This is a genomic window from Candidatus Pelagibacter communis (assembly GCF_001179845.1).
GTDB classification, from domain to species: domain Bacteria; phylum Pseudomonadota; class Alphaproteobacteria; order Pelagibacterales; family Pelagibacteraceae; genus Pelagibacter; species Pelagibacter ubique_Q.
Genome location: NZ_CVSB01000003.1, coordinates 1 through 565, shown reverse-complemented (window position 1 = coordinate 565; position 565 = coordinate 1). Strand labels below are relative to the sequence as shown.

1 protein-coding gene is annotated in these 565 nt (G+C 25.3%); it reads right to left on the bottom strand.

Annotated features, from left to right (window positions below; translation table 11 throughout):
• Window positions 1-115: 115 nt before the first annotated feature.
• The coding region (locus tag AMN81_RS00025) for a glycosyltransferase (protein ID WP_143312045.1) at window positions 116-565 on the bottom strand (450 nt) is incomplete at its 5' end.

The following is a 565-nucleotide window of genomic DNA, read 5'->3' as shown; positions in this document are numbered from 1 at the left end:
AAACCACGATGGCCTTTAGACGAAAATGCTCCCTTTCTAAAAGGTGCTGGTATCAAATTGTAAAAATATTAACAGAATTAGGTAAATTAGATGTAATTTGAAGACTTGTGATTAATTAAAAAAATTTTTTTAAAATTGTTTCAAAAAAAAATTTTATTGCATATATAAAATGAATTGATGACCTTTCATTTCCATAAATTGTTTTAATTGGGATTTCTTTTATTTCTAATTTTTTTTTAACTAAATTTATTCTCATTTGGTTATCAAAATTAAAGGTATTGGTTAAACTTGATATTATATTTTTTTTTACATATTTAAGATTATAAATCCATAATCCAGTATGACAGTCAGTGAAGTTAGTTGAATAAACAATGTTAAACAATTTTGTTAAAAAAATATTTCCTATAAATTTATAAATGGGCATATTTCCCCTAAGTGCATTTCTTTTATGAATCATTCTTGATCCACATACAGCAGCACTATCGTGTTGTTCTACTTTTCTGATAATTGGTAATATATATTTTGGATGAAATTGCCCATCTCCATGGACCATGATAGCGTAGTC